This window comes from Roseateles sp. Mitsp63 (assembly GCF_059491535.1).
Map to the genome: position 1 here is coordinate 2,039,395 of NZ_CP168509.1, position 23,466 is coordinate 2,062,860.

Here is a 23,466-nt window from a genome sequence, read left to right on the forward strand (position 1 = left end):
AGCGCTGACGCATCTTGCCGCGCCTCCAGATCTAGGAGGCAAGTGTTCCTGTGTCGTCAATGATCGAAGGAGCGAAGTCGACGGCGCGACCAGACATGTCGTTGACCATCCAGTCCAGCAGTTGCAACGCAGGCATGGGACGGGCAAACAGATATCCCTGCAACTCGTCGCAGCCCAGCGCCAGTAACACGTTGCGCTGGCCCTGGGTCTCGACGCCTTCGGCGACGACCTTCAGGCCAAGCGCATGCGCCAGCTGGACCACCGCATCCACGATCGCTTGGGCGTCCCGGCTGCTCTCAAGATCCGTGACGAATCCACGATCGATCTTGAGCTGCTTGGCCGGCAGCTGACGCAAGTAGCTCAAGCTGGAGTAGCCAGTTCCGAAGTCGTCGATGGACAGAAAAATGCCGATGCTGGCCAGCCCTTCGAAAACGCGCTTCGCGACCTCGACGTCTCCCATGGCAACCGACTCGGTGATCTCGCACAACAAACGGGCCGGGTCGATGCCGTTGCGCTTCAGAGCGCGCTCGAGCCGGCTGACCAGATCCGGGTCCCGGAGCTGCTGCGCCGACAGGTTGATCGCCACGCGAATATGGATGCCGCGCTCGCTCCATTCACGCATCTGGCGGCACGCTTCCTCAATGACCCAATGTCCGATCTGCGCGATGGAACCGAAGCGCTCGGCCAGCGGAATGAACTCGGCCGGGCCAAGCAGGCCCTTGTGCGGATGCTGCCAGCGCAACAGCGCCTCGACACTGTGGATCTGCCCGCCGTTTCCCGCCACTTTGGGCTGGTAGTAGAGCCGCAACTCGCCGCGCTGAGCCGCATGCTTGAGCTCCGCCTGCAGCGTCAGCTGGGCATGGACGTCCACGTTCATGTGCTCCTCGAACACCGCGTAGCCGTTTCCACCGGTCCGCTTGGCGCCATACATTGCTGAGTCGGCGTGCGTGATCAGCTTGTCGTGTTCCCCATGGCCCGGCGCCGCGGCGATGCCTATGGAGGCCGAGATCTCAATGGTCTGCCCTCCCATATCAAATGGCGCCCTGAGCGACTCACAAAGTCGCTCGGCCAGCGACGTGCAGTCCGAGATGGCCCCCACATCCTCCATGAGCAACAGGAACTCGTCGCCGCCCACGCGAGCCACCGTATCTCCGGTCCGGGCCCCCTGGCAGAGACGCCGAGCCACCTCTTTGAGCACCAAGTCACCACAGCCGTGCCCGAAGGAATCGTTGACCGGCTTGAAGCCGTCCAGATCGATGAAGAGCACGGCCAGGCTGGTTCGCTCACAGCCGCCCGGACGCTCGCTCAGACGCCGATGCACGGCGAGCGCCCGAGCCAGCCGGTCCTCGAAAAGCTTGCGGTTCGGGAGGCCGGTCAAGGGATCCAGAAAGGCGCGCCGACGCAATTCGTCATTGGCGCTTTGGAGGCGATGGTTGCTCTGGCTCAGCGAGGCGGCGAGCGAGACGGTCTTGTCCTGCATCCTCGCATCGAGGAGCGACACCACCCATGTGCTCGAGAGCAGGATGAGGGACGCCAGGACGACGAGCACGCCGAGGCGGCTGCCGGCGACCGCGCCGGCGCTTAAGCAGATGGATTCCAGGGGGAAGCGGGCCGCGGCCATGGCGGTGTAGTGCATGCCGCTGATCGCCAATCCCATGACGAAGGCCGCCAGCACTTGCGCGAGGACGCCGCGCATCCCGCTGAGCCGCTCCAGCAGGGAGAAGATCGTCAGTGCCGCCGCCGAAGCAAGTACCGCGATGACGACGGACGCGGCCACGAGTCGATAGTCCCAATCGATACCTGGCGCCATGTCCAAGGCCGCCATCCCGGTGTAGTGCATCGCGCATATGCCTGCCCCCATCGCCAAGGCGCCCCAGCCCAGCCGGGCTCGCGTGAGTCCTCCCCGGCCGGCGATGCCCAGGGCCATTCCGGACACGGCAACGGCGGCGACCCAGGACAGGAAGGTCAGCATCGCGGTGTAGCCCATGGTCACCGGCAAGCTAAAGGCCAGCATGCCGACAAAGTGCATCGACCAGATCCCCGTTCCCATCACGATCGCTCCGCCTGCCCACCAAGCACTGGCCGCGACCCGGTCGGGCCCCCGCACGCGCCGGGCCAGGTCGAGCGCGACGTAGGAGGCGAAACAGGCGATCACGACGGAGAGAACGACGACCCACAGGTCGTAGCGCGTTTCCAGGTAACTCATCGCAGCCTCCCTTGGCGAGATGGTCATGGAGTTGGCATCAGCGGCAGCAGGCGCTGTACCGCGGCTCGCAGTCCTTCGTTCGTGAACGGCTTGGCCAGCGTATCGTGCGCGCCCTTCTCGCGCGCTTTGCGCAGACAGTCCTCGGATTCCCCTGAGATCACCAGCACGCGCAGCGATGGACGCGGCGCACCGTCGCGAAGGAACTGCAGGACGCCAAATCCGTCCAGCCCCGGCATCCTCAGATCCAGCGTCATGAGCGAAGGCGAGAAGCTGTGCAGTAGCGAACCGGCCTGGAAGCCGTCGGAGGCGATCAGCGTCTCGTAACCTGCCGGGCGCAGCACCCGCTGGATCGAGCGCGCCATCGACGGGTCGTCGTCGACGATGAGCACCCGGTTGGTGATCGGCGGCGGCTCCGTGGCGCCACCCGGCTCTGGAAGGCCATGGCGGGCAGCGAAATCCCTCAGATGGGAGAGCTTGATTCGATAGTCGCCGCGGCCGGGCAGGCGATAGGCTTGGAGTTCACCTCGTTCCACCCAGCGGATGACGGTGCGAAAGCTCACGCCGCAGCGCAGTCCAGCTTCTCTCGCCGTCAACACGGTGGACACGTTGGGGTCAAGCGCTTGTTCGGACATCTCAGCCTCCTTGCCGGCAAGTCACGTGAGTTCCGTTTGTCACGTGAGTCACGATGTAGGCGATTAAACGCGCTCCTCTTTGCAATGCAAAGTAACTACGTCACGAACAGGCGACGTGTCGGTACAGGAGAGACTGAACGGCGTTCGCCTCAGACGCTCCGGCGCTGCGGCCGGTGGCTACTTCCGGGCATTCCTGGTGGTCCTGAAGAAGTCGAGCCTCAGCGACGCCGCCTCGTCCGCATGAGTCTCCAGAGGCAGATGGCCGGCGTTGTGAATGTGGCCTTCCGTCCTCGACAGTGCGCATCCATGACAGCCCTGGGCGAGATCGAAGTGGATGTCCCGTCCCCTGCCTCACGCCATCAAAGCGGGCGCTGGCAGCGCCGGAGGTACGCGGCGACGGCGTCGAGCTGGTGACGTCCATAGTCCCTGATCAGCGCCCGCTTGCATATTTCAGGGAAATTAAACGCCGTGTTCGGCGAGCTGAACGGGTACGCAGGCACTTGGCGGCCCGGTCCGGTTTGCAGCGTTCTCGGTCGGCGTTGGGCATCGTGTGACCGGTCATCAGCGCATACCGGCCTTCCGGGCGCCAGCCGGATCAGCCTCCGGTCGACTGGCCTGACAGCAAGAGCGGCCATTCGATACTGCTGGCCGCGCTCATGCCGTCCGGGAGCCCGCTTGCCCGCGCGCAGACTGCCGGCGAAGAGCCAGTTATGCCGGCCAAGCTCAACGGGCTTGACCCCTACCGCCGCATGACGCCGCACAATTCCCTCTTCTTCCTTTGGGGAACCCTGCCATGCTGAAGCTCTGGGGCCGCTTGTCGTCGATCAACGTGCGCAAGGTGGTGCTCGCGGCGCAACTGCTGGAGCTGCCGTTCGAGCGCATCGATGCCGGTGCCGCCTTCGGCATCACCAAGACGCTTGCCTACCTGGCGCTCAACCCGAACGCGCTGGTGCCGACGCTGGACGATGACGGCTTCGTGCTGTGGGAGTCCAACGCCATCGTGCGCTACCTGTGCGCCAAGCAGGCGCAGGCCGGCCTGTACCCGCAGGACCTGCACACCCGCTTCGACGCCGAACGCTGGATGGACTGGCAGCAGACCACGTTGAATCCCGCCGGGCGCGACGCCTTCATCCAGCTCATCCGCACGCCGCCGGCGCAGCGGGATGCGCAGCGCGTCGCGGCCTCGCAAGCCGCCACTGCCCCCTTGCTGGCGCTGCTGGATGCACATCTCGCGCGGCGCCCCTTCATGGCGGGGGACCGCCTGAGCATGGCCGACATTCCCATCGCCTGCGAGATGCACCGCTGGTGGGGCCTGCCGCTGCCGGAGGCCGACCATCCGCACCTGCGGGGTTGGTATGAAGGCTTGCTGCAGCGGCCCGCGGCGCGCGGGGTGCTGGACGTGGTGTTGAGCTGACAGGGCATCACCTCCCAGCGTCCGCTGGCTAGGTGCTTTCCTACGAGGTGGAACGAGCAGCGGTCAAGGCCGACAGCCAAGCCAGGCTTGAGGCCCGCCGAGCAGCCCGGCCGCTGGCCGATGCACTGAACCAGTGGCTGCGGCAGCAGCGCCAGCGCGTGCCGGATAGCTCAGCCACCGCACAAGCCATCGATTTCAGCCTCAAGCGCTGGGCAGCGTTGACCCGCTACCTCGATGACGGCGACCTGCCCATCGACAACAACTGGGTGGAGAACCGCATCCGGCCCATTGCGCTAGGGCGGCAGAACTGGCTCTTCGCCGGCAGCTTACGGCCGAGGCTGTGTGAAAACCCTCCTGGTGATCTGATCGACGCTGCCTAGATTCATCGTGTCGATGCGACATGGTGGAGGTGACGATGGCGCGATTCGTCGAAGGTCAGGGGCGGCATCAAGTGACGCTGCTGCCAGAGTGCCTGGATGACTTCATCGCTGAAGACAATCCTGTCCGCGTCATCGATGCCTACGTTGAAGAGCTTGATCTCGAAGCGCTTGGCTTCGCTGGCGCCACGCCAGCGGCGACGGGCCGCCCGGCCTACCACCCGGCGGTCTTGCTCAAGATCTACATCTACGGCTACCTCAACCGTGTCCAGTCAAGCCGGAGGCTTGAGCGCGAAGCACAGCGCAATATCGAGCTGATGTGGCTGACTGAGCGGCTGGCTCCGGACTTCAAGACCATCGCCGATTTCCGCCGTGACAACGGACAGGGCATCCGCAGCGTCTGCCGTCGCTTCGTCGAGCTGTGCCGGCAGCTGAAGCTGCTGAGCGGTGACGGCGTGGCGGTCGACGGCAGCAAGTTCAAGGCAGTCAATAGCCGCGACCAGAACTTCACCGCCACCAAGATCGAAAAGCGGCGCCAACAGATCGAGGAGAGCATCCAGCGCTACCTCGCGGCGCTCGACACCGCGGACAGGACGTTGCCGCTCATGGAGTTCGGCCCAAGGTATGCCCAACTCAGCCACAAGCTGGATGGTCTGCGTGAGCAGATGCAGCGGCTAGACGAGATGGAGCAGCACCTCCTGAAGCAGCCAGACAAGCAGGTATCTCTCACGGATCCGGACGCGCGTGCGATGGCGACCCAGGCCGCGGGCAGCGGCGTCGTGGGCTACAACGTGCAGGCAGCGGTCGACACCAAGCACCACCTGGTCGTCGCGCACGAGGTCACCAACATCGGCAGCGACAGAGCACAGCTCAGCGGCATGGCGCTCGCGGCGCAGGAGGCGATGGGTAAGCCCAATCTGAAGGTCTACGCCGACCGGGGCTACTTCAACGCCCCGCAGATCAAGCGTTGCGCGGACAACGGCATGAGGCCCTTCGTGCCCAGGCCGATGACGTCAAGCGCGAAGGCCGAGGGTCGCTTCGACAAGACTGACTTCATCTACATCGCCAAGGACGACGAGTACCGATGTCCAGCAGGCGAGCGGGCCACCTATCGCTTCACGCGCGATGAGCACGGGCTGCAGATCCGCCGCTATTGGAGCAGCGCGTGCCCCGCATGTCCGATGAAGACGCAGTGCACGCCATCCAAGCACCGCCGCATCTCGCGATGGGAACACCAGGGCGTGCTCGATGCCATGCAGCTGCGATTGGATCGAAACACGGATGCCATGATGATCCGACGTCGGACGGTAGAGCATGTCTTCGGCACGCTCAAACACTGGATGGGCAGCACGCATTTCCTGACGCGCAGGCTCGGCAACGTCAGCACCGAGATGAGCTTGCAGGTCCTGGCCTACAACCTCAAACGGGTGATGCAGATCTTGGGCATCAAGAAGGCAGCGCAGGCGATGAGGCTGGTGGGCGCATGAGCGCCCTTTAAACATCGCATCGCAGCTCGGATGCCCTGAGCACTCCTCAAGCTCAGACGAGCCCTCGGAGAGCCCGTGGGCGCTTCGCTGGGGACGTGCTTGGCCTAAGCTCGTGGCGGGCCGCAGTCAAACCGCGTTTCCACACGGCCTCGGCCATCAGGAGACGTTCGCATGTGGCAGGTTCAGGGCGTCGCGCCGCTCCCGCACTGTCAACGTACGGTGCCATCACCAAACGTTCGGAGATGCGCCTCGATCAAAACCAAGCACAAGCGCAACGAAGGCCGTTCGATGTGGCCCTGTGGGCCGTCGACCTCGAGTTCGAGTTCGACTAGATTCGCGCGGCGGCGCAGCAGGCCGCGAGATGTCAGTGCCCGGGCCGGCTTGCCCCGGCGAAGTCTAGAGGCACCGGTCGCTCGATCTGCCGCAGCGAGCCGTTCTTACGCATATCCGCCAACGTCTGGCGGGATAGCACCAGCGGCTCACTTGCAAAGTAGCCAGCCTCGACGGGCCGACCACTGGTGAGGTCCTTGCGGGCCCGCGCGACCGTTTCATACGCCATGGCAGGTGCATCGAACACCAGCTGGTCGACATCTACGCTGCGAACTCGAAGGACGCCGTACATGCCCAGGGATTGCGGCTGCTTAAGCAGGGATGCGACGTTGACCAGATAGAGGTCGCTCTTCTGCGGTGCCGCCAGCCACGCGTCCGTCTGCTCAGATTCGCGACCGTTGTTGATTGCCCCAAATATCGCCAAGCCGGCGAAAACCGCGACGACGACCATCCACGCGCGCGACGAGCTGGCCGGAATCTTGGGCTTGCCGAGCTTTGCCTCGACGGCCTGCGTGTCGAGCTTGTCGCCGCGCTGGCAGACTTCACACACCACGGCGTACTGTTTGGCAGACACCCACTTGAGCACATACCAGAAGTGGCTCACCTTGTACTGCAGCAGCAATCGGAATGACTCAGATCAGCCTTGAGCAGTCAGTGATCTTGCTCGCCGCCCTCTGCGGTGCACGTGTTGCCGAAACGGTTGACCAGGTCGCGCTGAACCTCATGGTCAGCTGCTGCTGAAATATGCACGGGGCGGAAGGCGAGCACGGGCGCGATGAAGATGGAGACTGCTGCGCCTGTGGTCGCCCACCAGTCAGCCTGGCAGCCTACGAGGAGCGGGCAGCACTGGCTCCTTGTCCGAGCTCTCGTCTTCGACCTCCTCTTGAAGCTTCAGCAGAAGTTCCGCGCATGCCGTTTCAAGGGAGCGGAAGACGCGATTCAAAGCCGACTCGTAGCCGGCGGCCAGCAGGTATACGCCGGCGACGACGATGAAACCAGTTGCCATCAAGAACAAGTCTCCGGGGAGCTCCAGCTTTCCGGCGAACGCGCTATCGAAACCCCTCAACAGCATGAACGTCCAGATGGCCCATGAGATGCCGACCAGCCACCTGTGCGTCCGCACGCGAGAGCCGCAGTAAGTCTCCAGCATTTTGATGTGCTGCTGGGTCGTGGCGAGGCGCTTCTCGGTGACCAGCCCGCGGTCGCACAGGTTCCTGATTGCGAAAGCGATGTCCGGTTCCGAGAAGCCCGAGAACGCGTAGGCGCTTGGAGTTGGGAACAGCACTAGGAACACTGGGACGATGATGCACACCCATTGCAGAGTATCTCGGAACAGCGGTTCCAGTCTGACGCCCGAGTGGACAAGCCAAGCGTTGGCAGCGAAGAACGCTAGAGCGATGAAGACCCAGGTATTGGCCCAGCGCAGCTTGGCGCCCAAGCCAATTCCGATGAGCTTTGCGGGCATCTGCACCAAGCGCTGAAGTCGAGCAACCAAGGAGTAGCGGCTCGTCTTGACCCTGAACATGTTCGCTTCAACGTCCTCCATTAGTCCCATGACCTCTTGGATCACCGAAGGATGAGTGCCTGGAGCGGGGCGGACAAGTGATTTGGCAAGCGTCTGGAAGAGCATGGGAGAGGGTCAACGCGACCGAGAAGTGGATGGAAGCCAATACTGGCGACCCTGCAGCCCGGTCAATAGCCGTCGTCGGTCTGAGGAGCGAGGCTCCGTGGGTTCTTCGAGCGCTCGCCGGGCACGCGTTAAGCGCAGTCGGCCGCTGGCGCCTTTTCTGCGCGAGACGGTGAGCACGTGGGGCGCCAAGTGTCCCACCAGATCTGTGGCCGAGAAACGCCTCGAAGCTCCGCCGGCAATGACGACGTCTCCGGCGGATGCGCCACTGCGAAGCTCTCGACTTGGCTCTTGGGCCTGTCGGCGACTTGCCGGGAATACGCTGCCGCCGCCGGATAAGGATGAGGTATGCCCGCAGTCCGTCAAGGCATGGCGAGACATCAACACGTTGACACCATGCCACGAAATCATCCACCTCTATCGGAATGGTGACGACCTGCGCCCCTTCGACTAGCAGCTTTTGATCGCCTGCATTCACGAGCTCGCACCAGTCGGAGAACGTCCGAGGGAAGCGAACGTCGTGTCGGCAGGCTTCTTGCAAACGGCCGAATTCGTCAGCGGAAACGGTGGCTCCGGCCAGATCACGCTCTATGGCGCGAGGTCCTGTTGGAAGCGGCGGTCCACCGTCCGTCCCTGTGCGTCACGCCCCCTCCTGCTTCGGTGCGCTCGAATGCGCATGGTTCACTTGCACCGCAGAGAGGTAGTGGTCTGCTACTGGACGGGTTGTTCCTAACTCAACAACTTCTGGTCTGTCTCGGTCGCTGGGTGCGCGGGCAATTAGTCCGAACGGCTCATCCTTGTTCGGAAGCGCTGGCCATCAACGCTTCAGCTGCCGCTACAAGCTCGGCCGCCGAGCAATTGAGCGCAGAAGCAAGCTTGATCATGGTCTGAAAGCTGGGCTGCTGTCGCCCCGTCTCCAGCCATGAAATGAAGACGCGCTCAAGCCCTGCCTCCAGTGCCAACTGTTCCTGGGTCAGTGAAGCCTCTCGCCGTCTGTGGCGCAATGCGCGACCAAATGCCTCAGCAGGCCCCACAACACCCCTCAATAAGAAAGGGGCTGAAGTTATGAAGAATTCACGCCTGGGTCTTTATACGATCGTATAAATTTTGGATCACCTGCTTCTAGGGGCGGCGACAGCTGATTGCCGAGCGCTGTCGTTGCAGGACCTCGACGACATGATGTCGCGCGTTGCCGGCCATCAATAGATCGCCGCCAGTCGGAAAGTTGCGCCCAGTCCGACGTCTAAATCAGATGAACACCCAGGGACCTATGAAAATCAGAATCCATACGATTTCCTCGCTCGTACTCGCAATGTTGGCTGGCTGCGGGACCGCAGTGAGGACAATCTCGGCAGACGACGTCCGAAACAGAATCCACGTGGCAACTGGCTATGCGAGTTGTCCCTCGTGTGCCAACGTCAAGACGTATTCGTCGCCGCCAGTAGTGCAGATCGCGACGCGCTATTCCAGCCCGCAGGCGACCGGCTGGATTAACGCCCAACTGACGCTGGTGCTTACGAACCGAACTACCGATTTCGTCCCTCAGTACCAACTGATCGCTCAATTCACAAACAACGGCGACTTCGCCGAGGGCACGGACATCTATGTCGATGGCGCCAAGCTCGATGCAGCGAGCGGAAGGTTCGGCGACAAATGTTTCAGCAGCGTCGGCAGCGGTTGTTCGTGGAGCCAAGCTTATGTACTCGGCGCTAGGCAGGTCGAGGAAGTCCTGAAGACAGGGTCGAGCATCGAGCTACTCGTTGGCCGGCCGGTCCAGACGGTCGCGCGCATCAACGATGGCTACACGCCGCAAATCGTCATGAACAGGACCTTCGTTGGCGTGCCGGCCACAATCCCCGCATCGGTGGTAGCAGGTTTCGTCGAAGGACTACTCGAAAAGGGGGCTCGGGTGCCGACCAGTACCGCTGAAGCCGCCGAGCGCCAAGGCAAAAGGTTGGCGCAAGCGGACCGGGCTTCGGCGGTCCAGGAACGCCTTGATCGCGAAAGACCACTGAAGCTGAAGGTGGCTGCGCAAGTCTGTAGACAAGAAGGAATGTTCACTCAGACCGGCTTTGTCGAGGATGCTGCGAATGGCAAAGTGAAGATTCGCATCTCTGATACCGTCGTTTCTGGGACACGTATGCGTGCAGGCGACTTCCACGAGCAGACCATCTGGGACAACCTGGACAACTGGTTCCTTTGCGGTGCCAAGTGAACTGAGACGGCTCCTTGCAAGCGGCCCGCGCCGGTCCGTCATGTGGAAGACGCTGATGAGCACAGCTATTCCTGCGCAGGGCGCAGCGGTTGCCTTCTTGTGGCCATTGCCACGTGACCCCTTAAAACTGGTCAGCGGCCAAAGTGGCATGGCAACTGGGTCACCTTCTCACAACCGACGTTTGAAGGTGTCGGCACCCGCGTTGATCGCAGCCCATTCCTCGCCGGTGTCGACCTGCTTCGTCATTTGCCAAAGAGTGTTGAGGGTCGCTTGATCCGCGCAAGTTGCCCGACCCAAGCCGTGATGGTCTGAAAGTCACGCCAGTGAACGACGACAGAAAGCAGGTCCCCATCGACGAATCCCAGCAAATCACCTTTAGTTGATGTGCCCTCAGAATTGACCGCACTGGCATATTCGCCGCCGAGCTGATCGTTGTTTTGCTTGAGCGTCATCGTCGACTTCAGGTCGTTGACCCAGACGCCACTGAAGTCGGTTGACTTGCCGGTCCCTTCTGCGGCGCGGACAAGCGCACTTTCCTGTTTCATGCGTTCCTCCCTGCGATCGCCGGGATGGCGACCGAGCGGCGATTGTGCGCTTGGCGCCTATGCCCTCCAGCCCCACCACTTGACGACTCGCGGGCTGCGACAATGGGGAGAAACTGATGGCACGGCAAGTCGTTTGGCGGGCTAGCGATTTCCCTTTGACTCGCGCAACAGCCTCGAGGCCTCGGCTACGGAGCTTCGGGCGATCCACGTGGCCAAGCTGCCCCAGACATCGTAGAGTCCACCGCAATCTGCGCAGGCCGCGGTCCGCGTGGCGCCGCGTTATTTGCCGCGCCGCTGGCTTCGGTTGCCGCGGCCAAAGGTGTTCAGAACTAGGCGGAATGAGCTTGCCTAGACGAACCGTAGGCAGACAACTTGTGATTTACCCGAGCGGGAGATGCTCCCGCTCCATGCCTAAGGCAACATATGAGCAGGCGATTTGAGATCCGTAAAGCCATCAGTCTTGGCTTCTTTAACGGGCGAGAACAATATGAGCAGACCATCCTGCCCAGGAACGGCCATCTTGAATTCGATGGCCTCGACATTTATTTGGTAACTAATGAGCGGCGATTGGTGTCCGACACAATCAACGAGGCCCTCCAAATCTGGCTCAACGATGGCAGTGTCAGGGAGATTTCCAACTAAGAGCCACCTCCCAGTTCCCTCCTGGGGACGACCAAGGAGTGTCAAGATTACGTCTGCGGCCATTTTTCGAAATACGACGCCTTAAAGCTCAGCCCTGTGGATTACTGATAGGCCCCGGAAAATGAATGGCAATCAACTCGGGCAAACTGACATGGATTACATACCACCGAGCAAAGCTGAAAAGTTGGGCGGCGGGCTGCCCGTCCAAGCTGCGTTCACTCTGGTAGCCGCGGGGGCCGGGGGCATGCTCTCTCCGCTCCTCGCGCCGCTTGCCAATTGCTTGGCGGCCAAGCGCTTCCAAGAACGAGTTGACCGCATGCTGCAGGAGCTTCAAAAGGACATAGAGTCAATCGGCATTGACTTGCAGAACCTGTCGGATGGCCAGTTCCAAGTAGTCAACGGCTTGGTTGCAGCGGCGATGCAGACAGTTCAGGAGGAAAAGTTTGAGTACCTTCGGATGGCAATGCGCAATGCCCTCACAGATTCGATTCCTGCAGATGAGGGCCTACTGTTAACGCGTATCCTTCGCGACATCACCGCTGGGGAGATCGCGTTCTTGGTGCGCTCATTCAAGTACGACACGTTGGCCTTGTTCGAGAACACGAAGGACGAGAAACCAGATGAGGGCGCCTGCTACATTGATCCGAAATCTTCAGAAGCCTCACTGCTTGGTGGTCTATATGCCTTGGGAGTTGTCTACCCCGGCGAGCAAACTTTTGGATTTACCAAGCTGCACTTCGCGCCACACGCTGCCAAGTTAATCGCCCTCCTGAAGACCTGATGCGTCTGCTCTTCTACTGTCCCCCGCCGATTTTCGGATAGTCATGCGTCTATAACTTATGGACACGGCAGGCTAGTGATTTCCTTATCCTTCAGCCAAATGGCATGGCCATTGTACGAATCCTCTCGCCACGACTCAGTAACCCTAAGGCAATAGCCTGGGAAACTTACCTTAGGCTCGATGTGCGTCCGAGGGTAGCCCTCAGGCTTGGCACCTACCCGGAGCTGATCAGGGTTGTTGGACACGGGTGCCGGTGAGGTTGTGCTGCAGCCCGACGCTGTAAACACCGAGAGTATGAGTGCTGCGAACTTCAGGATTGACCTAACCGGAATCAAGCAACGCGCACATCCTACCGACATGGTTTCGAGCTCGACGCCACCGAAGAATCGAAAGTACGAATTCGGCAATATGCTGCACATCCAGAGCGCGTCACAACATCGGTGACGGGTTACGAGCTCGTCCCTCCGCCATTGGGGCGCGGGTGTGGTGCCTGCCCGATTGCCAGCAGGGACTCCAGCTGCCGAGGCCCCAGCTCGAACTGCACCTGCCTAGCCGCCGCCGAGCTCGGGAAGACGAAGGCCGGTTGCGGGGAGGCGGCTGCGGGTGACCAGCTACTCATCGGGGACCCGGCGACAAAGCGTAAGTTGTTGATTTCTCAGTCTGGCATCTGCTGCCATTCGCACTGGATCTTCCCCCCGGCTTTGGGCAACAGCTGCATTAGGGCGCTGAAATGAACAAGGCCCGCGGAGTGCGCGGGCCTTGTCGGGGGGAGTCGGGGATCGCCGAGGGACCGTCGGGTCCGGGATCCTGGCGGGGCGTCTACCGCGTTCGACGCCCGCCGCCGCCGATGGCCTGCAGCGAATGCAGGCACATCGAGGCGTGATGGACGTGGTGGAAAGCGGACGACATGCGGACCAGTATCTTGGGGACGCGGCGGATGCGTCAAGCGGGGTGTGAGGCCAGGCGGGGGAGTGGCAACGGCGCGACAATGCGGGCTTCTCGAATTGGCGCGGCCCGGACCGCGCGCCCTGTCCATGCCCCGTCTGAGTGCCGTTGCCGCCGCCCCTGCCGAGTCTTCCGCCACCGCGGCCGCGCGCCCGAAGGGCGAGCCGCAATCGGCCGAGCGGTTCGCGCTGACGGTGGGTCCGAGTCCGATCGATGGCTTGGGGGTCTTCGCCGGGGAGGCGATCCCGGCGCGGCGCAAGATCGGCGAGATGCGCGGGGAGATCGTTCCGGTGCGGGAGGCGCGGCGACGCATCGAAGGACGGCGGCGCATCCATGTCGTCGAGGTGACGGACAAGACCGCGATCGACGCGACCAAGTCGGACTGCGCGCTGCGACACGTGAATCACAGCTGCGCGCCCAATGCGGTGCTGCGCATCCGGCAAGGGCGGGCTGAGTTCTACGCGATGCGCGACATCGATCCCGGCGAGGAGATCTGCGCCGACTACGGCGAGAGCCACCACGAAGGGCGGCTGCGCTGCCGATGCGGCGCGCCCAACTGCAAGGGCCGCTTGTAGACCCCCCGGCAAGAACTCCCTCGCCCCCCGCGAGGGGGGAGAGGGCAGGGGAGAGGGGGTGCTTCGAAGGGCAGCAGCGCTGTGGCACGAGCCCCCTCTCCCCTCCCTCTCCCCGTTGGGGCGAGGGTGTAGGAACGGGCGAGCGCTGCCTGCAAGAACTCCCTCTCCCCGTTGGGGCGAGGGTGTAGGAACGGGCAAGCGCTGCCCCGGCAAGAACTCCCTCGCCCCCCGCGAGGGGGGCGAGGGCAGGGGAGAGGGGTCTTCGCCGCGCTCAGTGCTTCGAGTCTTCGCCCGTCAATCCCGAGATCGCATCCTTCAACGCGCGCTGCTGCATCCAGAACAGGCGCAGGTCCTGCACGGTGAACAGCATGTCGTCGATCAGCGCGTTCTGATCGATGCCATCCGAATCCTCGTAAGCCTGCTGGATGTACTCGGCGCGCGGCGTCGAGTCTTCATCCAGCGTCACCGCCTCGATCGCTTCCAGCATCGTCGCCAGGTCATCCGCGCCGTCCCCGTCCGGCAGCGTCCACGTGTGCGAGTCATCCACCGCCTGCAGGAAGCCCTGTGCCCACATCGCGCCCGGCGCCGGCATGCGCGCCAGCAGTTCCTCGCTGATCGCGCCCTGCGCCACCAGCTCGGCCTTGGTCTCTTCGTCGAACTCGGAGATCAGCGGCGTCAGATGCATCTGCTCCGGCGCTTCCAGCAGCGGCTGGGGCTCCAGGCTGTCGCCGATCTCGTTCCAGCGCACATGCAGCGCTTCCATGAAGGCATCGGTCAGCTCCTGCTCATCCAGCCCGGCGGGCCAGTCGTCGCCGAACAGCGCGTCCATCGCCTGGATCGGCGCCGCGTCCGACGGCCCCACGCGCAGCGCGGTCAGGTAGCCGTCCAGCGTGTCGAGCGTGATCGCCGGCGCTTCCGGATCCGCCTGGCCGGCCAGCACGGCCAGCAGCTCGCCCAGGCGCTGCGCGTTCTCGACGTCGATCGAGTCGCCGAAGTCGTCGGCCATCGGGGTGTCAGTCATTGCTACTCCAGTTGCTTCAAACGACAAGGGCCCGACCGGGGCCCTTGCAGAGGTTGTTCGTCGGCGCTCCGGGTCGCGCGGTTCGTTCGATCCGCGCCACCCGGAAGTGTGCCCATGATGTGTGTCAGACGCGTTCGCCGACCCAGGCCTGCACGCTCGCCAGCGCGGCGGGCAGGGCCTTGGCATCGGTGCCGCCGGCCATCGCCAGGTCCGGCTTGCCGCCGCCCTTGCCGCCGACCTGCTGCGCCACGAAGTTCACCAGCTCGCCCGCCTTGACCTTGCCGATCGAATCGGCCGTCACGCCGGCCGCCAGCTGGACCTTGTCGCCGTCGACGGCCGCCAGCACGATGGCCGCCGTCTTGAGCTTGTCCTTGAGCTTGTCCATGGTCTCGCGCAGCGTCTTGGCGTCGGCGCCTGCCAGCGTCGCGGCCAGCACCTTCAGGCCCTTGACGTCGACGGCCTGCGACAGCAGCTCGTCGCCTTGCGCCGAAGCCAGCTTGCTCTTGGCGGCGGTCAGGTCCTTCTCCAGCGCGCGGACCTGGTCCAGCACCGCCTGCACGCGCAGCTCGACCTCGGTCGGCGCCGCCTTGAGCGTGCCGGCGACGGCGGCCAGCGTCGTCTCCAGCGACTGCAGGTAGTGCAGCGCGTTGTCGCCGGTCACGGCCTCGACGCGGCGGATGCCGGCGGCGACGCCGCTCTCCGCGACGATCTTGAACAGGCCGATGTCACCGGTGCGGCGCACGTGGGTGCCGCCGCACAGTTCCTTGGACGTGCCGATGCTCAGCACGCGCACCGTGTCGCCGTACTTCTCGCCGAACAGCATCATCGCGCCGCTCTTCTGCGCGTCGTCCAGCGCCATCACGGCGGCGTTGGTGTCGGCATTGGCCAGGATCTCGGCGTTGACGATGGCCTCGACCTTGCGGATCTCCTCCGCGGTCATCGGCGCGGTGTGCGCGAAGTCGAAGCGGGTGCGCTCGGCGTTGACCAGCGAGCCCTTCTGCTGGACATGCACGCCCAGCACCTCGCGCAGCGCCTTGTGCATCAGGTGGGTCGCGCTGTGGTTGCGCACCGTGCGGGCGCGGCGCTCGGCGTCGACCTTGGCGGTGAACACGTCGCCGACCTTGATCGTGCCCTCGACGACCTGGCCATGGTGGCCGAACACGTCGGCCTGGATCTTCAGCGTGTCGTCGACGACGACGCGGGTCGTGGCATTGCGGAACTCGCCCGCATCGCCGACCTGGCCGCCGCTCTCGGCGTAGAAGGGCGTGTGGTCCAGCACGACGACCACGTCGTCGCCGGCGTCGGCGCTCGGCACCGCGCTGCCGTCGACGTACAGCGCCACGACCTTGGCGTCCTCGCGCGCCAGCTGGTCATAGCCGTGGAAGGCTGTGGCCGAGCCGGTGTACGCCAGACCCTGCGCCATCTTGAACCTGCCGGCCTGCCGGCCGCGGTTCTTCTGCTCGTCCAGCAGGCGGTTGAAGCCGGCCTCGTCGACGGTCACGCCGCGCTCGCGGCAGACGTCGGCGGTCAGGTCGACCGGGAAGCCGTAGGTGTCGTGCAGCTTGAAGGCGGTCTCGCCGTCGACCTGCTTCGCGCCGCCGGCCAGCGCCGATTCCAGCAGTTCCATGCCGGTGGCGATGGTCTTGAAGAAGCGCTCTTCCTCCTGCTTCAGCACCTCGGTGACGCGGGCTTCGTCGCGGCGCAGCTCGGGATAGGCCTCGCCCATCTCCTTGGCCAGCGCGGCGACCAGCTTGTGGAAGAACGGGGTGCGCGCGCCCAGCTTGTAGCCGTGGCGGATCGCGCGGCGGGCGATGCGGCGCAGCACGTAGCCGCGGCCGGCGTTGCCCGGGATCACGCCGTCGACGACGGTGAACGAGCAGGCGCGGATGTGGTCGGCGATGACCTTCAGCGACGGGCTGTCCTTGTCGCAGTCGCCGGCGCCGGCGGCGTCGACGGCCTGCTTGGCCGCGGCCAGCAGGTTCACGAACAGGTCGATCTCGTAATTCGAGTGCACGTGCTGCAGCACCGCGGCCAGGCGCTCCAGGCCCATGCCGGTGTCGACGCTGGGTTTGGGGAGCTTGTGCATCACGCCGTCTTCAGTCCGGTTGAACTGCATGAAGACGTTGTTCCAGATCTCGATGTAGCGGTCGCCGTCCTCGTCGGGCGATCCGGGCGGGCCGCCGGCCACGTCGGGGCCGTGGTCGTAGAAGATCTCGGTGCAGGGGCCGCAGGGGCCGGTGTCGCCCATCATCCAGAAGTTGTCGGACATGTAGCGGCCGCCCTTGTTGTCGCCGATGCGCACGATGCGCTCGGCGGGCACGCCGACCTGCCTGTTCCAGATCTCGTAGGCCTCGTCGTCCTCGGAGTAGACGGTGACCCACAGCTTCTCGGCGGGCAGCTTGAAATGCTGGGTCAGCAGTTCCCAGGCGTAGCTGATGGCGTCCTTCTTGAAGTAGTCGCCGAAGCTGAAGTTGCCCAGCATCTCGAAGAAGGTGTGGTGGCGCGCGGTGTAGCCGACGTTGTCCAGGTCGTTGTGCTTGCCGCCGGCGCGGATGCACTTCTGCGCGGTCGTGGCGCGGGTGTAGGCGCGCTTGTCGAAGCCCAGGAACACGTCCTTGAACTGGTTCATGCCGGCGTTGGTGAACAGCAGCGTCGGGTCGTCGCCGGGCACGACCGGGCTCGATGCGACGATCTGGTGGCCCTTGGATTCGAAGAACTTCAGGAAGGTGTGGCGGATCTCAGCGGCTTTCATGCCTGTCCTTTGCTTGATGGGCCTGACGGTGCGGTGTGGCGCGGATGGGTGTGGCGCAGATGACGCTGCGACATGAATCAGTTTGTGTCTTCGCGGGCGCGCGCTTTGCCGGGGAGACGGGGCCAAGCGCTTGATTTCGCGAAGCTTTCGATTATAGGGAGCCGAGCCCGTTGACGCGGCGTTGACATGGCGGCCGGGACAGCGCCGCTAGGATGCCGGCCTTCCCTGGAGAAACGACATGGCGACGATGGACACGAAGACCTCCCCGCTGGCGCAGCTCAAGGACCCGAGCCTGCTCAAGACCGACGCGCTGATCAACGGCGAATGGGTCGGCGGCGCGAGCCGTTTCGACGTCGACGATCCGGCCACCGGGGCGCTGCTGACGCACGTGGCCAACCTGGGCGCGTCCGAGGCGGACGCGGCGGTGACCGCCGCCCACGCCGCGTGGCCGGCCTGGCGGGCGAAGACGGCCAAGGAGCGCGCCGCGATCCTGATGCGCTGGTACCACCTGCTGATCCAGCATGCCGACGACCTGGCGCGCATCCTGACGGCGGAGCAGGGCAAGCCGCTGGCCGAGGCGCGCGGCGAGATCGTCTACGGGGCCAGCTTCGTCGAGTGGTTCGCCGAGGAGGCCAAGCGCGTGCGCGGCGAGACGGTGCCCACCACCGACGCGACCAAGCGCTATCTGGTGATCAAGCAGCCGGTGGGCGTGTGCGCGGCCATCACGCCGTGGAATTTCCCGCTCGCGATGATCACGCGCAAGGTGGCGCCGGCGCTGGCGGCGGGGTGCCCGGTCGTGATCAAGCCGGCGGAGCAGACGCCGCTGACCGCGCTGGCCGCGGCCGAGCTGGCGCAGCGCGCCGGCATGCCGGCGGGCGTGCTCAACGTGGTCACGGGCGACGGCGGGCACTCGATCGCGATCGGCGAGGTGCTGTGCGGGAGCGACGTGGTGCGGCACCTGTCGTTCACCGGCTCGACCGAGGTCGGCCGGATCCTGATGGCGCAGTGCGCGCCGACGATCAAGAAGCTGTCGCTGGAGCTGGGCGGCAACGCGCCGTTCCTGGTGTTCGACGACGCCGACCTGGACAGCGCGGTCGAAGGCGCGATCGCCAGCAAGTACCGCAACGCGGGGCAGACCTGCGTGTGCGCGAACCGGCTCTACGTGCAGGCGGGCGTGTACGACGCCTTCGTGGCCAAGCTGTCGGAGAAGGTCGGCGCGCTGAAGGTCGGCAACGGCTTCGAGCCCGGCGTGACGCAGGGGCCGCTGATCGAGGACGCGGCGATCGAGAAGGTCGAGCGCCATGTCGCCGACGCGATCGAGAAGGGCGCGAAGGTGCTGGTGGGCGGCGCGCGGCTGCATGATCGCTTCTTCCAGCCGACGGTGCTGTCGGAGGCGACGTCCGAGATGCTGTGCGCGCGCGAGGAGACCTTCGGCCCGGTGGCGCCGGTGTTCCGTTTCAACACCGAGGCCGAGGGCATCGCGCTGGCCAACGCGACCGAGTTCGGCCTGGCGAGCTACTTCTACAGCCGCGACATCGGGCGGATCACGCGGGTGTCGGAAGGGCTGGAGTACGGCATGGTGGGCATCAACACCGGGCTGATCTCGACGGCGGAGGTGCCGTTCGGCGGCGTCAAGCAGTCGGGCCTGGGCCGCGAGGGCGGGCACCAGGGCATCGACGAGTACGTCGAGACCAAGTACCTGTGCATCGCCGACGTCAACAAGTGAGCGCTCAGGCGGCGAGCTTGGCCATCTCGGCGGCGAGGTAGTCGAGGAAGCAGCTGATGCGCGAGGCCAGCGCGGTGTTGCGGTAGTAGACCGCGTGCACCGGCTGGCGGGTGTCGACGGTGTGGGGCGCGAGCACCTGCACCAGCGCGCCGTCGGCGCGATCGCGCGCGGTCATGAAATCCGCCAGCGTCACCAGGCCCTGGCCGGCCAGCGCGAGCTGGCGCAGCGTCTCGCCGCTGGAGGCGCTGAGCGCGGCGGTGATCGGATAGCCCTCGCCGCCGGCCCAGCGCAGGGGCCAGGTGTTGAGGCTTTCGGGCGCGGTGAAGCCCAGCAGCGCGTGATTGCCGAGCGACTCGACCTTCGTGGGCCGGCCGTGCTCGGCCAGGTAGGCGGGGCTGGCGAGCACGCGCAGCCGGAAGCTGCCCAGCGGCCGCGCGTGCAGCGAGGAATCGGCCAGCGCGCCGATGCGCAGCGCGACGTCGGTGCGCTGCTCCAGCAGGTCGATGATCTGGTCGCTGCTGTTGAGCTCGAGCTCGATCTGCGGGAAGCGCGCGCGGAAGCCGCCAATCAGGGGCACCAGCACGTGGAGCATGAACGGGGAGGCCGCGTTCACGCGCAGCCGGCCGGCGGGCTGGTCGCGGCGCAGCACGAGCTGCTCCTCGGCGTCCTCGACGGCGGCGAGCACCTTGCGCGCGCGGGCGAGGAAGAACTGGCCCTCCTCGGTGAGTTCCAGCCGGCGCGTGGAGCGCCGCATCAGCGTCGTGCCGAGCTTGTGCTCGAGCCGGCTCAGCGAGCGGCTGACGGCGGAGACGGTCTGCCCGAGCTGCTGCGCCGCCGCGCTGATCGAGCCCGCATCCACGATGGCGGCGAGGACGGCGAGTTCGTCGAGGGAGCTCTTCATGGAGCGATTGTCTCGATATTTGCTTTTGATTCAATAATCATTTGGCCAACCAAGGCTTTTTCTGAAAGCAGCGAATCCGCACACTGGCGGCCATTCGTCCTCTTCACCTGCTTTCAGGAGCCTCAACATGCCGATCGCCCTGTGGGCGCTGACCGTCAGCGCCTTCGCCATCGGGACCACGGAATTCGTCATCGTGGGCCTGATCCCGACCATGGCCGCCGACCTCGGCGTCAGCCTGCCGTCCGCGGGCCTGCTGGTCTCGCTCTACGCGCTGGGCGTGGCCATCGGCGCGCCGGTGCTGACCGCGCTCTCCGGCCGCTGGCCGCGCAAGCGGCTGCTGCTCGCGCTGATGCTGCTGTTCACCGCCGGCAACCTGCTCGCGTGGCTCGCGCCCGGCTACGGCGCGCTGGTCGTCGCGCGCGTGCTGACCGGTCTCGCGCACGGGGTGTTCTTCTCCATCGGCTCGACCATCGCCACCGGCCTGGTGCCGCGCGAGAAGGCCGCCTCCGCGATCGCCACGATGTTCTCCGGCCTGACCGTCGCACTCGTCACCGGCGTGCCGCTGGGCACCTTCGTCGGCCAGCACTTCGGCTGGCGTGCGACCTTCCTCGCCGTCGCCGCGCTGGGCCTGGCCGCCTTCGTCGCCAGCCTGGTCTTCGTGCCGCGCAAGCTCGCCCAGCCGGCGCCCGCCCGGCTGCTGCACCAGCTCGAGCCGCTGCGCCAGCCGCGCCTGCTGCTCGTCTACGCGATGACCGCGGTCGGCTATGGCGGCTCGTTCATCGCCTTCACCTATCTCGCGCCCATCCTCCAGCAGGTCAGCGGCATCTCCGCGAACGGCGTCAGCCTGGTGCTGCTGGTCTATGGCGTGTCGGTCGCCGTCGGCAACGTGTGGGGTGGCAGGCTCGCCGACCGGCGCGGTCCCGTCGGCGCGCTCAAGCGCATCTTCCTGGGACTGGCCGCCGTGCTCTTCGTGCTGAGCGTCACCGCCCCGTCCCCGGCCGCCGCCGTGCTGACCGTGCTCGCCTGGGGCGCCTTCGCCTTCGGCAACGTGCCGGGCCTGCAGCTCTACGTCGTCCAGCAGGCCGAGGCCCATGCGCCCCAGGCCGTGGATGTCGCCTCGGGCCTGAACATCGCCGCGTTCAACCTCGGCATCGCCGGCGGCGCCTGGGGCGGCGGACTGATCGTCGAGCGCCTGGGCCTGATGCACACGCCGTGGATCGGCGCGATCGTGGTGCTCGGCGCCTTCGCGCTGACCGTGCTGGCCGGCCGCCTCGACCGCCGCTTCCCGCTGCCGCGGCGCGCGCCGGTCACCGGGGCCAGTAGCGCGCGAGGCGCCAACCCTCCACGCATTGCTGGGTCCACGAGTGGTCCTGGCCATTGAAGAAGCGTTCTTGCACCTTGTTGAGCTTCTTCAACAGCTCCCGGTCGTTCTTGGCGGCCTCGCGGAACAGCGTGACGCAGGCGTGCAGTTTTCTCGCGTCGGTCTCCCCGAAGATTTCGCTCGCCGAGCGATTGGCGTTCGGCGGAAGCAGAAGCGCGTCCAGGCATCGGATGAAGTTGTCCCTGAGCTTGGGCGTGCGCAGGAAGTCCCAGGCGTCGTCGAGCGACCGGATCGCGTAGTGCTTCGAGATCTCGCTGAATCCGACGCCGAGGGGTTGCGGGAAGACGAACCATATCCAGTGGGACGTCTTTTTCCCCTTCTGCAGCTGCTCAAGCACTTGCGTCATCGTCCGCGGGCTCTGCGCCTTCAGGAATCGCCGGACGCCGGGCGGGGTATGTCTGGCGCCGGGCGTCTGCCAGGCGGGGGCGGCCGATCGGCGGAACCAGCGGTTCAGCAATGCGGAGATGAAGTTGGCCCTGCGTCCCTCGGCGGAGCCGGGAGCCACGACGCGTGCGGTGGCGGCCCGGCGCTGAAACAGGTGGGGGAAGCAACTGGTGAACAGACTGGAAATTGGCATGGGAACTCCCGCACAAAGAACTGGGCGAGTGCGCAGCCGGCTGGCGGGAGTTCGTGAATGCCTGGGACTGAGCGGCGGCCGCGCGCTCAGGCGTAGGGCGCCTGGCCGAGCCCCATCGACCAGTTCTCCTTCGGCACCTCGACCAGGCTGACGAAGACGTCCTCCGGCCGCACGCCCGGATGCTCGCCGAGCGTCTTCGTGATGGCCGCGTACAGCGCCTTCTTCTGCTCCAGCGAGCGGGTGTTGTTGGCGGTGATCCGGATGATCACCAGGTCGTCGCTGCGCGCGATGCCGAGGTAGGACCCGCCATTGCGGAAGTTGGCGGCGTCGTGCTCGGTCAGGGTCATGAACTCGTCGCCCTCCGGCACGTTGAAGGTCTCGCGCATCGCGCGGTAGATGCCGTCGAGCAGCGCCTGACGGTACGGCGCGTCCTTGCCGGCGCGCAGATGGACTTGAACGAGGGGCATGAGCGGACTCCTGGCGCCGGGACGGCGAGTGATGGAGGCCCGACCTTAGCCGAGCCGCGCCGGATGAGACTTCCGTCACGGTCGCGCGCCGCCGTCGCGGGCCGGCCGTGGCGGCGATCACCCGCAGCGCATACAACCCGGGCCCAGGATTCCCGCTTTCCCTCGTCCCATGTTCCGCCTGCGCTCCCGCTCGAAGCCTTCCGTCCCGAATGGTCAACCGGTCACCGAGGCCGCCTCGCCCGGTGAGGTCCAGACGCCGGCCGCCGAGGCCGCCGACGCCATCGGGGCCGACGAACGCCGCGGCGATCCGCGCCGTGACGTTCCGCTTGGCCCGGTCGTGCGCGCCGAGTTCACGCTGCTGGGCCGCTGGCGCAGCCTGCATGTCGACGACGTCTCGCTGGGCGGGCTCGGCCTGCGGGGCAGCATCGAGGAAGGGCGCGGCCTGTTCCTGGGGCAGAAGATCGCCCAGGCCCGCGTCCGGGTGGGCGAGGAGGTCGTGCTGGTGGCCGACCTGGAGGTCCGCATCCGGCGTAGCTTCCGGTCCTTCCTGGCGGGCGAGCAGGTCCACATCGGCTGCCGGTTCCTGGGCCTGGACCCGCGCGCGCAGGAGCAGCTCCAGCACCTGCTCGTCCAACTGGCCGGCACGCGCACGCGCTGACGGCTCGTCCCGGAGCGGGTCCCGCTTGGGCCATAATCCGCTCCCACCGCGGGCGTCGTATAACGGCTATTACCTTGGCTTCCCAAGCCAATGACGAGGGTTCGACTCCCTTCGCCCGCTCCAGATCCCTGGCGGCCGGGGCCGCAGAGCCCCTGTCACCGTCCGGTCCGGCGAATCGTGTTGCAATGCTGAACGTTTTCTGAACGT

18 protein-coding genes, 1 tRNA gene and 2 pseudogenes are annotated in these 23,466 nt (G+C 65.3%); 10 read left to right on the plus strand and 11 right to left on the minus strand.

Going from position 1 to position 23,466, the window contains the following annotated elements; all coding sequences use genetic code 11:
- Positions 1-31: 31 nt before the first annotated feature.
- Together ACEN96_RS08940 and ACEN96_RS08945 are read right to left on the minus strand one after the other, a co-directional pair.
- Positions 32-2,206: a putative bifunctional diguanylate cyclase/phosphodiesterase gene (locus ACEN96_RS08940; RefSeq protein ID WP_495587671.1), complete on the minus strand. Its 2,175-nt coding sequence runs from the start codon at positions 2,204-2,206 to the stop codon at positions 32-34.
- 23 nt (positions 2,207-2,229) lie between these two features.
- A complete protein-coding gene (locus tag ACEN96_RS08945) occupies positions 2,230-2,838 on the minus strand; it encodes a response regulator (RefSeq protein WP_495587672.1) in 609 nt (202 codons plus the stop codon).
- Positions 2,839-3,631: 793 nt separating this feature from the next.
- On the opposite strand from ACEN96_RS08945, the gene ACEN96_RS08950 reads away from it, so the two are divergent.
- The 3 genes and pseudogenes from ACEN96_RS08950 to ACEN96_RS08960 all read left to right on the plus strand — a co-directional run bounded on the left by ACEN96_RS08950 (position 3,632) and on the right by ACEN96_RS08960 (position 6,116).
- On the plus strand, positions 3,632-4,252 hold the full coding sequence (locus tag ACEN96_RS08950; RefSeq protein ID WP_495587673.1) for a glutathione S-transferase family protein: 621 nt from the start codon (positions 3,632-3,634) through the stop codon (positions 4,250-4,252).
- A 65-nt stretch (positions 4,253-4,317) separates the two neighbouring features.
- A pseudogene (locus ACEN96_RS08955) lies at positions 4,318-4,584 on the plus strand (IS66 family transposase); the annotation flags it as partial.
- Between the two features lie 83 nt (positions 4,585-4,667).
- Positions 4,668-6,116, plus strand: coding sequence for an IS1182 family transposase (locus ACEN96_RS08960; protein WP_495588560.1), 1,449 nt, complete (start codon positions 4,668-4,670; stop codon positions 6,114-6,116).
- 364 nt (positions 6,117-6,480) lie between these two features.
- Here ACEN96_RS08960 and ACEN96_RS08965 read toward each other — a convergent pair whose 3' ends face one another.
- From ACEN96_RS08965 to ACEN96_RS08975, 3 genes are all read right to left on the minus strand, one after another.
- Positions 6,481-7,068: a hypothetical protein gene (locus tag ACEN96_RS08965; RefSeq protein ID WP_495587674.1), complete on the minus strand. Its 588-nt coding sequence runs from the start codon at positions 7,066-7,068 to the stop codon at positions 6,481-6,483.
- A 192-nt stretch (positions 7,069-7,260) separates the two neighbouring features.
- Positions 7,261-8,076: a hypothetical protein gene (locus tag ACEN96_RS08970; protein ID WP_495587675.1), complete on the minus strand. Its 816-nt coding sequence runs from the start codon at positions 8,074-8,076 to the stop codon at positions 7,261-7,263.
- A gap of 788 nt (positions 8,077-8,864) precedes the next feature.
- The gene (locus tag ACEN96_RS08975) at positions 8,865-9,107 is read right to left on the minus strand and encodes a helix-turn-helix transcriptional regulator (protein WP_495587676.1); all 243 of its coding nucleotides are present in this window, start codon (positions 9,105-9,107) and stop codon (positions 8,865-8,867) included.
- A gap of 344 nt (positions 9,108-9,451) precedes the next feature.
- Between ACEN96_RS08975 and ACEN96_RS08980 the strand changes: the two genes are divergently transcribed.
- Complete coding sequence (locus ACEN96_RS08980; RefSeq protein WP_495587677.1) at positions 9,452-10,288, plus strand: hypothetical protein; 837 nt, start codon at positions 9,452-9,454, stop codon at positions 10,286-10,288.
- A 168-nt stretch (positions 10,289-10,456) separates the two neighbouring features.
- On the opposite strand, the pseudogene ACEN96_RS08985 reads toward ACEN96_RS08980, so the two are convergent.
- Positions 10,457-10,833: pseudogene (locus ACEN96_RS08985) on the minus strand (avidin/streptavidin family protein).
- Between the two features lie 763 nt (positions 10,834-11,596).
- Between ACEN96_RS08985 and ACEN96_RS08990 the strand changes: the two are divergent.
- Both ACEN96_RS08990 and ACEN96_RS08995 read left to right on the plus strand, forming a co-directional pair.
- Complete coding sequence (locus ACEN96_RS08990; RefSeq protein WP_495587678.1) at positions 11,597-12,256, plus strand: hypothetical protein; 660 nt, start codon at positions 11,597-11,599, stop codon at positions 12,254-12,256.
- A 1,034-nt stretch (positions 12,257-13,290) separates the two neighbouring features.
- A complete protein-coding gene (locus ACEN96_RS08995) occupies positions 13,291-13,776 on the plus strand; it encodes an SET domain-containing protein (protein WP_495587679.1) in 486 nt (161 codons plus the stop codon).
- A gap of 271 nt (positions 13,777-14,047) precedes the next feature.
- On the opposite strand, the gene ACEN96_RS09000 is transcribed toward ACEN96_RS08995, so the two are convergent.
- Both ACEN96_RS09000 and alaS read right to left on the minus strand, forming a co-directional pair.
- A complete protein-coding gene (locus ACEN96_RS09000) occupies positions 14,048-14,797 on the minus strand; it encodes a UPF0149 family protein (protein WP_495587680.1) in 750 nt (249 codons plus the stop codon).
- Between the two features lie 124 nt (positions 14,798-14,921).
- Positions 14,922-17,549, minus strand: a complete 2,628-nt coding sequence (gene alaS / locus ACEN96_RS09005; RefSeq protein ID WP_495587681.1) for an alanine--tRNA ligase — start codon at positions 17,547-17,549, stop codon at positions 14,922-14,924.
- A 247-nt stretch (positions 17,550-17,796) separates the two neighbouring features.
- Between alaS and ACEN96_RS09010 the strand changes: the two genes are divergently transcribed.
- On the plus strand, positions 17,797-19,275 hold the full coding sequence (locus ACEN96_RS09010; protein WP_495588584.1) for an NAD-dependent succinate-semialdehyde dehydrogenase: 1,479 nt from the start codon (positions 17,797-17,799) through the stop codon (positions 19,273-19,275).
- Positions 19,276-19,279: 4 nt separating this feature from the next.
- Here ACEN96_RS09010 and ACEN96_RS09015 read toward each other — a convergent pair whose 3' ends face one another.
- Positions 19,280-20,176: a LysR substrate-binding domain-containing protein gene (locus ACEN96_RS09015; protein WP_495587682.1), complete on the minus strand. Its 897-nt coding sequence runs from the start codon at positions 20,174-20,176 to the stop codon at positions 19,280-19,282.
- Positions 20,177-20,303: 127 nt separating this feature from the next.
- On the opposite strand from ACEN96_RS09015, the gene ACEN96_RS09020 reads away from it, so the two are divergent.
- A complete protein-coding gene (locus ACEN96_RS09020; protein WP_495587683.1) occupies positions 20,304-21,557 on the plus strand; it encodes an MFS transporter in 1,254 nt (417 codons plus the stop codon).
- Here the strand turns inward: ACEN96_RS09020 and ACEN96_RS09025 are convergent.
- Positions 21,484-22,134, minus strand: a complete 651-nt coding sequence (locus tag ACEN96_RS09025; RefSeq protein WP_495587684.1) for a DUF1810 family protein — start codon at positions 22,132-22,134, stop codon at positions 21,484-21,486. The two genes, ACEN96_RS09020 and ACEN96_RS09025, sit on opposite strands and share 74 nt — an antisense overlap.
- An 86-nt stretch (positions 22,135-22,220) precedes the next feature.
- Positions 22,221-22,601 (minus strand): tautomerase family protein, encoded by a 381-nt coding sequence (locus ACEN96_RS09030; RefSeq protein ID WP_495587685.1) that lies wholly within the window; start codon positions 22,599-22,601, stop codon positions 22,221-22,223.
- 169 nt (positions 22,602-22,770) lie between these two features.
- Here ACEN96_RS09030 and ACEN96_RS09035 point away from each other — a divergent pair, with 169 nt between their 5' ends.
- Both ACEN96_RS09035 and ACEN96_RS09040 read left to right on the plus strand, forming a co-directional pair.
- Positions 22,771-23,259, plus strand: a complete 489-nt coding sequence (locus tag ACEN96_RS09035; protein WP_495587686.1) for a PilZ domain-containing protein — start codon at positions 22,771-22,773, stop codon at positions 23,257-23,259.
- A gap of 48 nt (positions 23,260-23,307) precedes the next feature.
- Positions 23,308-23,382, plus strand: a tRNA-Gly gene (locus ACEN96_RS09040).
- Positions 23,383-23,466: the final 84 nt, after the last annotated feature.

Excerpts from the sequence above, each read along its gene's own strand:
- ACEN96_RS09035 (WP_495587686.1), top strand. The coding sequence starts at position 22,771 with ATGTTCCGCCTGCGCTCCCGCTCGAAGCCTTCCGTCCCGAATGGTCAA.
- ACEN96_RS09020 (WP_495587683.1), top strand. The coding sequence starts at position 20,304 with ATGCCGATCGCCCTGTGGGCGCTGACCGTCAGCGCCTTCGCCATCGGG.
- ACEN96_RS08960 (WP_495588560.1), top strand. The coding sequence starts at position 4,668 with ATGGCGCGATTCGTCGAAGGTCAGGGGCGGCATCAAGTGACGCTGCTG.
- ACEN96_RS09000 (WP_495587680.1), bottom strand. The coding sequence starts at position 14,797 with ATGACTGACACCCCGATGGCCGACGACTTCGGCGACTCGATCGACGTC.
- ACEN96_RS09010 (WP_495588584.1), top strand. The coding sequence starts at position 17,797 with ATGGACACGAAGACCTCCCCGCTGGCGCAGCTCAAGGACCCGAGCCTG.
- ACEN96_RS08945 (WP_495587672.1), bottom strand. The coding sequence starts at position 2,838 with ATGTCCGAACAAGCGCTTGACCCCAACGTGTCCACCGTGTTGACGGCG.
- ACEN96_RS08940 (WP_495587671.1), bottom strand. The coding sequence starts at position 2,206 with ATGAGTTACCTGGAAACGCGCTACGACCTGTGGGTCGTCGTTCTCTCC.
- alaS (WP_495587681.1), bottom strand. The coding sequence starts at position 17,549 with ATGAAAGCCGCTGAGATCCGCCACACCTTCCTGAAGTTCTTCGAATCC.
- ACEN96_RS09025 (WP_495587684.1), bottom strand. The coding sequence starts at position 22,134 with ATGCCAATTTCCAGTCTGTTCACCAGTTGCTTCCCCCACCTGTTTCAG.
- ACEN96_RS09030 (WP_495587685.1), bottom strand. The coding sequence starts at position 22,601 with ATGCCCCTCGTTCAAGTCCATCTGCGCGCCGGCAAGGACGCGCCGTAC.
- ACEN96_RS08950 (WP_495587673.1), top strand. The coding sequence starts at position 3,632 with ATGCTGAAGCTCTGGGGCCGCTTGTCGTCGATCAACGTGCGCAAGGTG.
- ACEN96_RS08995 (WP_495587679.1), top strand. The coding sequence starts at position 13,291 with ATGCCCCGTCTGAGTGCCGTTGCCGCCGCCCCTGCCGAGTCTTCCGCC.
- ACEN96_RS09015 (WP_495587682.1), bottom strand. The coding sequence starts at position 20,176 with ATGAAGAGCTCCCTCGACGAACTCGCCGTCCTCGCCGCCATCGTGGAT.
- ACEN96_RS08970 (WP_495587675.1), bottom strand. The coding sequence starts at position 8,076 with ATGCTCTTCCAGACGCTTGCCAAATCACTTGTCCGCCCCGCTCCAGGC.
- ACEN96_RS08990 (WP_495587678.1), top strand. The coding sequence starts at position 11,597 with ATGAATGGCAATCAACTCGGGCAAACTGACATGGATTACATACCACCG.